This is a genomic window from Pseudomonas huaxiensis, from assembly GCF_003231275.1.
GTDB classification, from domain to species: Bacteria; Pseudomonadota; Gammaproteobacteria; order Pseudomonadales; family Pseudomonadaceae; genus Aquipseudomonas; species Aquipseudomonas huaxiensis.
Genome location: NZ_QKVL01000016.1, coordinates 124,296 through 130,668, shown reverse-complemented (window position 1 = coordinate 130,668; position 6,373 = coordinate 124,296). Strand labels below are relative to the sequence as shown.

Here is a 6,373-nt window from a genome sequence, read left to right as displayed (position 1 = left end):
CTGCCTTCGGTCGGATATCTCGGAATTGGAACTGCCGGACTTTGGCTCCCACGTCTGAGTTGCCATAGGCAATGAGCTTTCGCGCCGCGTTGTCTCGCGCCTCGCTGAAGCGGTTCAGAAGAGCGGCACCAGTGCTGGAGCGAGAGCGGCCTGACTCCGAACACATGCGCCATGATGCTGTCGGGCGACGATTCGCCCGGGACTTCTCAGATTGAACCTCGCTGACCTCGCTCAGTTGGACATCAAGTTCAGTGAGTGGTACTCGCGCATCAGCGTCTGGGCTTGGCGCATTGCTGCCGCTACCTCGTTTTCGTTTGAGCTTTTCGAGAGAGCCAGGCAGCGCTTGATCTTGCGGATAAAGCGTTCGAGTTTGCTCTCGCCGCGCTGTTGTTCGGTCATGATGTGGTTCTTGCGTGCAGGCGCCGACCTCGCCGGGTTGGCGTGATTCGTTGAGGTGGGTGATATGCTTCGCCGCTTACAAAACAAGGGGAGTGTTGATGGGCGGAAGGCTGGAAGAGTTTCGAGAGTGGCTCACGCCACGGAAGCGGCTTTGGTCAGGGCTAGGCCTTTTTGCCTTTGTCATTGTGGTGACGGCTAAGTACCCAGATTCGGGCCTGACCTGGCTCGTCGGCCCTGCTGCTGTTTTGATAACCAGCAGCTTCATGGGTGCTCCGAGCAAAAAGCGATAGGCGCAGCAGTGTTGAGCTCGCGGCAGCATTCGCTCGTGTAGCTGTAAGCTCCTGTGAGCACCCACTATGTTGTTGATGTTGTAGAGCGCCGTACCGCGCTGCCAGCGACCTTCGTAGTCGGCAAACCACACGATCTGACCATGCTCAAGCATCGGGCCATTCGCTGATTTCAGGTTGCTGCTAACCGTCACTCCAGCACCGGTCTCAACAGCGCCTGCGCCTCATACAGCGGGGTCAAAAACCGCTTCCTCATGTCCTCGACGCTGATCCGCGACGCATGGCTGGTGATTGCCAGGGTCGAGCGCAGTACGCCGTGTCGGTCTTGTAGCGGCACGCCTAGAACGCGCATACCTACTTCGAACTCCTGATCCACTTCGGCGTAGCCCTGGCGTGCAATGACCCGCAGTTTCTCGCGTAGCGCCTGCTCATCCACGCAGGTGTAGGGCGTCAACGCCCGTAACTGGATACGGGCGAAATAGGCATCCAGCGCCTCGGCACTCAGCGCCGCCAGCCACAGCCGGCCGCTGGCGGTGCAGTACATCGGCACCCGCGAGCCGGGACGGATCGACAGCGAGGCGACGTGGCTGTAACGGCTACGCACGATATGCACCATCTCGTCGCCATCGCGGGTGCCCACCGAGACATGCTCCTGGGTGGTCCGCGCCACCTGCTCCACTACCGGCCGCAACATGCGCGGCAGTTGCGCCGAATCGACGTAAGCCTGGCCGATGCGCAATGCCTTGGGGGTCAGCCAGTAATGCCGGCCGTCGGTCTCGATGAACGCCTCATGCACCAAGGTCAGCAAGAAGCGCCGCGCGGCGCTCTGGGTCATGCCCGACAGCGCAGCGGCCTGGGGCACGGTGAGTTTCGGCTGGTCGACGCTAAACAGTTGCATCAGCGCCAGACCCTTTTGCAGGCCGGCGATCAGGTCCCGCGGGTGGATGGTGGGTTGGGCCATGACGATTCCGGGGAATATGAACGATGAGTGCGATTATCGCAGTCACGTTGCGAATATCAACTGAAAGGACGATCTCCAGCATTGGCCGGTGCGACGCCAGGACGCACCCTTGGCGCACAACAAAACGGACCCTCTGGAGGTCAGCATGCTGCACGGATCCACCGAACTGGTGGCGATCGTCGGGTCGCCCATCACCCAGGTCAAATCCCCGGAAAACTTCAACCGCTGGTTCCAGGACAACAGCCGGAACCTGGCGATGTTGCCCATCGATATCCGCGAAGACGCCCTAGACGCTTTCATCGACACGCTGCGTGGCTGGCAGAACCTGCGCGGTGTGGTGGTGACCGTGCCGTACAAGCAGGTACTGGCCGGGCGCCTCGATGAGGTCAGCGAGCGCGCCGGGGCGCTGGGTTCGGTGAACGTCATTCGCCGCCAGGCCGATGGGCGTCTGCTGGGCGATAACGTCGATGGCGAAGGCTTTCTCAATGCCGCCTGCCTCAACGGTTTCCAGGCCCGCGGCAAACGTGCGTTGGTGATCGGCGCCGGTGGCGTCGGCAGCGCCATCGCCTGGTCGCTGTGCCAGGCCGGGGCGGCGTCGTTAGTGCTCAGCGATGCCAGCCTGTCGCGCTGCGAGACGCTGGCCGCGCTGTTGCGCAAGGCATTCGGCGAGGTTCGCCTCGAGATCGGCTACGACACGCTCGCCGACTTCGATCTGCTGGTCAACGCGACCCCGGCCGGCATGGGCGGCACCGGTGAATTACCGTTACCCGCCGCGCAACTGGACGCACTGCAGGCCTCGACCCTGGTCGCCGATGTGGTCACCTCGCCGGAAATCACGCCGCTGCTGGCCGCCGCCCGCGCACGTGGTTGCAGCATCCAGACCGGGCCGCAGATGGCCTTCGCCCAGCTCGGAAACCTCGGTCACTTCATGGGCGTCACGCCCTTGCAGTTGTGAGGGGCGGGCGATGAACACGGCTATCCGTTTTCCCGCTGACGGCGATGCGCTCGTCGACCTGATCGTGCTCGGCAGTGGCGCCGCCGGTTTCGCCGCTGCTGCCACCGCCGTGCGCAAGGGCCTGACGGTCGTGCTGGTGGAGAAGGCTGCGCAATTCGGCGGCACCTCGGCGATTTCCGGTGGTGCGGTCTGGCTGTATGGCACCGATCAGGCCCGCGCTGCGGGCGCGCCGGACAGTGCCGACGCCATGCGCCGCTACCTGCAAAAGACCATCGGCCCCGGCTACAACGCCGCGCTGGTGGATGCCTACATCGACCAGGGCCATGCTGCGCTGCGCTGGCTCGAAGCCAATACCGAACTCAAGTACGCCCTGCGTCCTCTGTCGCCGGATTACTACCCTGACGAAGAGGGCGGCACCGACCGAGGCCGCGCGCTGGAGATGCTCGAATACGATGGTCGCCGCCTCGGCGCGCACTTCAAGGATCTGAAGATGCCGCCGGCGGGCATGCTGTTGTTCGGTGGGATGATGGTCAACCGCGTCGATATCCAGCACTTCCTGAGTTTTCGCCGCTCGCCGCGCTCCCTGCTGCACTGCCTGAAACTCATGGGCCGCTATGCCATCGACCGCCTGAGCCATCCGCGCGGCACGCGCCTGACCACCGGCAACGCACTGATCGCCCGGCTGGCGACCAGCGCGTTCGCCGATGGCCTGCAGTTGTGGTTGAACAGTCGTACCGACTCACTGATCGTCGAGAACGGCGCAGTGGTCGGCGCAATGATCACCCGCGACGGTCGCCAGTATCGTGTGCTCTCCCGTGGCGGCGTGGTCTGTGCCACCGGTGGATTTGCCGCCGGGCCGGATGCTGCGGCGCAGCGCCCGCACAGCGATGCGGAGCATTTGACCATGTCGCCGGACACCAACGTCGGCGACGGCTTGCGCCTGGGCCAGGCGGCCGGTGCGGTGGCGGGCGAGAAGCTCGCCGCCAATTTCTTCTGGGCACCGGTCTCCGAGGTACTGCACAAGAACGGCGTGCGCGAGCGGTTTCCGCACCTGGTGACCGACCGTGCCAAGCCGGGCGTGATTGCGGTCAACCGTGCCGGCGAGCGCTTCGTCAATGAATCCAACTCCTATCACCACTTCGTCCAGACCATGTTCGCCACCGGCAACACGCCGTGCTGGCTGATCTGCGATGCCGATGCCTTGAACAAGTACGGCCTCGGCCTGGCCCGGCCCAAGCCGGTGGACAACAGCGCACTGATCGACGCCGGTTACCTTTACCGCGCCGACACGGCCGAGCAATTGGCCGCGCGCATCGGCGTCGATCCCCAGGGCCTGCGCCGCACTCTGGAACGCTACAACCGCGATGCCCGCGACGGCATCGACCGTGAATTCGGCAAGGGCGGCAACAGCTACAACCGTTACATGGGCGACCCCGACCACCAGCCCAACCCGTGCAATGCGCCGCTGCTCAAGGCGCCGTGGTACGCGATCCGCCTGCACACCGGCGACCTCGGCTCGGCCCGGGGCCTGGCCACTGACGGCCAGGCACGGGTGCTGGACGCCAGCGGCGCGCCGATCCCCGGCCTGTACGCCGCCGGTAACGACATGAACTCGCTGATGGACGGCACTTACCCCGGCCCCGGCATCACCATCGGCCCCGGCCTGACCTTCGGTTGGCTTGCGGCCTGCCATGCCGCCGAGCGGCTGGCGAATCTTCCCTCACCTGTCCTGGAGCAATAACCATGTACTACGAACTGCGCACTTACACCCTGAGCCCGACCCGTATGGCCGACTGGCTGGCCCTGTACCAAAGCGATGCCCTGGCAGTGCAGACCGAGCACCTGGGCCACCTGGTGGGTTTCTTCACCACCGAATTCGGCGAGGCCAACCAGGTCGTGCACATCTGGGCTTACGAGAGCCTCGACGATCGCACCGCCCGCCGCGCAAGCATGGCGGCCGACCCGCGCTGGGCCGAGTTCGGTCGCAAGAACAAGGAACTGGGGGCGGTCCTCAAGCTGGAATCACGGCTGATGCGTCCCACCGGATTCTCGCCGCTGAAATGACCCCACGAGCCGTGCTCGCCCAAACAAAGGCCATACGCAATGCAACAGCTTGAATGCGACGTGCTGGTGATCGGCTCCGGGGCCTCGGGCCTGGCGGCGGCGGTCACTGCGGCGCAACGCGGACTGAAAGTGATCGTCGCGGAAAAAACCGCGCTGCTCGGTGGTACCAGCGCCTGGTCCGGCGGCTGGTTATGGGTGCCACGCAATCCGTTGGCGCTGGCCGAGGGCATGGTCGAAGTCGAGCAAGGGCCGGAGCGTTATCTGTTGGAGCAGGTGCACGGCGAGGCGCTGACGGTGCAGCAGCAGGTGTACCTGCGGCGCGGCCCGGAAATGGTCGATTTTTTCCAGCGTCACACCGCCGTGCAGTTCTATTCCGGCAGTAGCATGCCGGACATGCGTGACGGTGAAGGCGCGGCGAAAGGTGGTCGTTCCCTGTGCGCGCAGCCGTTCGATGGCCGCGCGCTCGGGGTGTGGATCGACAAGCTGCGCCCGCCGCTGGATATCGTCAGCCTGTTCGGCATGGGCATCGCTGGCGGTGCCGACATGAGCGCGTTCTTCAATGCCCGTCGCTCGGCAAAGGCTGCCTGGCATGTCGGCAAGCGTCTGCTGCGGCACGCTGGCGACTTGCTGCGCTATCGCCGCGGCATGCACCTGGTCAACGGCAATGCGCTGGTGGCGCGATTGTTGAAGAGCGCGCTGGACCTGCAGGTCGACCTGCTGATCGACAGCCCGGCGCTGCGCCTGCTGCGCGAGGGTGACCGGGTCAGCGGGGCGCTGCTGCAGCGTGCGGGCGTGGTGTGCGAGGTGCGCGCCCGGCGCGGCGTGGTCCTCGCCTGTGGCGGTTTCGCCCACGATTCGCAACGTCTGCAACAACGCCTGGGGCATGACCACCACTGTGCGGCACCTTTGAGCAACAGCGGCGATGGCTTGCGCCTTGGCGAGCACGCGGGTGGCCTGATGGGCGATGACCTCGCCCACGACGCCGCCCTGGTCCCGGTGTCGCTGGTACCGCGACGCGATGGGTCGCCCGGACGCTTCCCGCATCTGATCGACCGGGGCAAACCGGGTTTTATCGCTGTGGCCGCCGATGGACGACGTTTTACCAACGAAGCCGACTGCTACCACGACTTCATGAACGACCTGTTCGCCCGCACCCCGGCCGGAGAGGCAGCCGAGGCCTGGATGATCTGCGACCATCAGGCGCAGCGCCGCTTCGGGATCGGCTGGGCCAAGCCGTTTCCGTTTCCGACCGGCTACTACCGGCGTTGCGGTTACCTCATAAAAGGCCGCGACCTCGCCGAGCTGGCACAGCGTTGCGGTATCGATGCGTTGCAGTTGCAGGCTACGGTCGAGCGTTTCAACCTGCACGCGGAGGCGGGGCATGATCCCGAATTCGGCCGTGGGCAATCGGCGTACAACCGCGCGTCCGGCGATCCGTCGAACCTGCCCAATCCCTCGCTGCGTCCGCTCCGCGGGCCGTTCTATGCGGTGCGCCTGGTACCTGGCAGCCTTGGCACCTTCGCCGGGTTGAAGACCGATGAACAGGCGCGGGTAGTGGATCAGGCCGGCACGGCAATTCCCGGGCTGCATGCTGTGGGCAATGACATGAACAGCATCATGGGCGGTTACTACCCCAGCGGCGGGATCACCCTCGGGCCGGGGATGACCTTCGGGTACCTGGCGGGATTGGCGTTGGCTGAGGGGTAG

Annotated in this window: 6 protein-coding genes; 4 read left to right on the top strand and 2 right to left on the bottom strand. The window is 65.0% G+C overall.

Translation table 11 applies throughout. The features are described from left to right. Positions 1-231 precede the first annotated feature (231 nt). Positions 232-399, bottom strand: coding sequence for a DUF2786 domain-containing protein (locus tag DM374_RS34365; protein ID WP_404821336.1), 168 nt, complete (start codon positions 397-399; stop codon positions 232-234). A gap of 477 nt (positions 400-876) precedes the next feature. Then, positions 877-1,647, bottom strand: a complete 771-nt coding sequence (locus tag DM374_RS18210) for an IclR family transcriptional regulator domain-containing protein (protein WP_110971133.1) — start codon at positions 1,645-1,647, stop codon at positions 877-879. A 145-nt stretch (positions 1,648-1,792) separates the two neighbouring features. On the opposite strand from DM374_RS18210, the gene DM374_RS18205 reads away from it, so the two are divergent. Genes DM374_RS18205 through DM374_RS18190 form a run of 4 tightly spaced genes read left to right on the top strand, consistent with a single transcriptional unit; the run spans position 1,793 to position 6,373 of the window. Then, positions 1,793-2,602 (top strand): shikimate dehydrogenase family protein, encoded by an 810-nt coding sequence (locus tag DM374_RS18205; RefSeq protein WP_110971132.1) that lies wholly within the window; start codon positions 1,793-1,795, stop codon positions 2,600-2,602. A gap of 10 nt (positions 2,603-2,612) precedes the next feature. Beyond that, complete coding sequence (locus tag DM374_RS18200; protein WP_110971131.1) at positions 2,613-4,343, top strand: FAD-dependent oxidoreductase; 1,731 nt, start codon at positions 2,613-2,615, stop codon at positions 4,341-4,343. 2 nt (positions 4,344-4,345) lie between these two features. Further along, positions 4,346-4,666: an NIPSNAP family protein gene (locus DM374_RS18195; protein ID WP_110971130.1), complete on the top strand. Its 321-nt coding sequence runs from the start codon at positions 4,346-4,348 to the stop codon at positions 4,664-4,666. Positions 4,667-4,705: 39 nt separating this feature from the next. Further along, positions 4,706-6,373, top strand: a complete 1,668-nt coding sequence (locus tag DM374_RS18190) for an FAD-dependent oxidoreductase (RefSeq protein WP_110971129.1) — start codon at positions 4,706-4,708, stop codon at positions 6,371-6,373.

What these genes read in the sequence shown, in the direction of transcription:
- DM374_RS34365 (WP_404821336.1), bottom strand. Translation starts at nt 399, where the DNA reads ATGACCGAACAACAGCGCGGCGAGAGCAAACTCGAACGCTTTATCCGC.
- DM374_RS18210 (WP_110971133.1), bottom strand. Translation starts at nt 1,647, where the DNA reads ATGGCCCAACCCACCATCCACCCGCGGGACCTGATCGCCGGCCTGCAA.
- DM374_RS18205 (WP_110971132.1), top strand. Translation starts at nt 1,793, where the DNA reads ATGCTGCACGGATCCACCGAACTGGTGGCGATCGTCGGGTCGCCCATC.
- DM374_RS18200 (WP_110971131.1), top strand. Translation starts at nt 2,613, where the DNA reads ATGAACACGGCTATCCGTTTTCCCGCTGACGGCGATGCGCTCGTCGAC.
- DM374_RS18195 (WP_110971130.1), top strand. Translation starts at nt 4,346, where the DNA reads ATGTACTACGAACTGCGCACTTACACCCTGAGCCCGACCCGTATGGCC.
- DM374_RS18190 (WP_110971129.1), top strand. Translation starts at nt 4,706, where the DNA reads ATGCAACAGCTTGAATGCGACGTGCTGGTGATCGGCTCCGGGGCCTCG.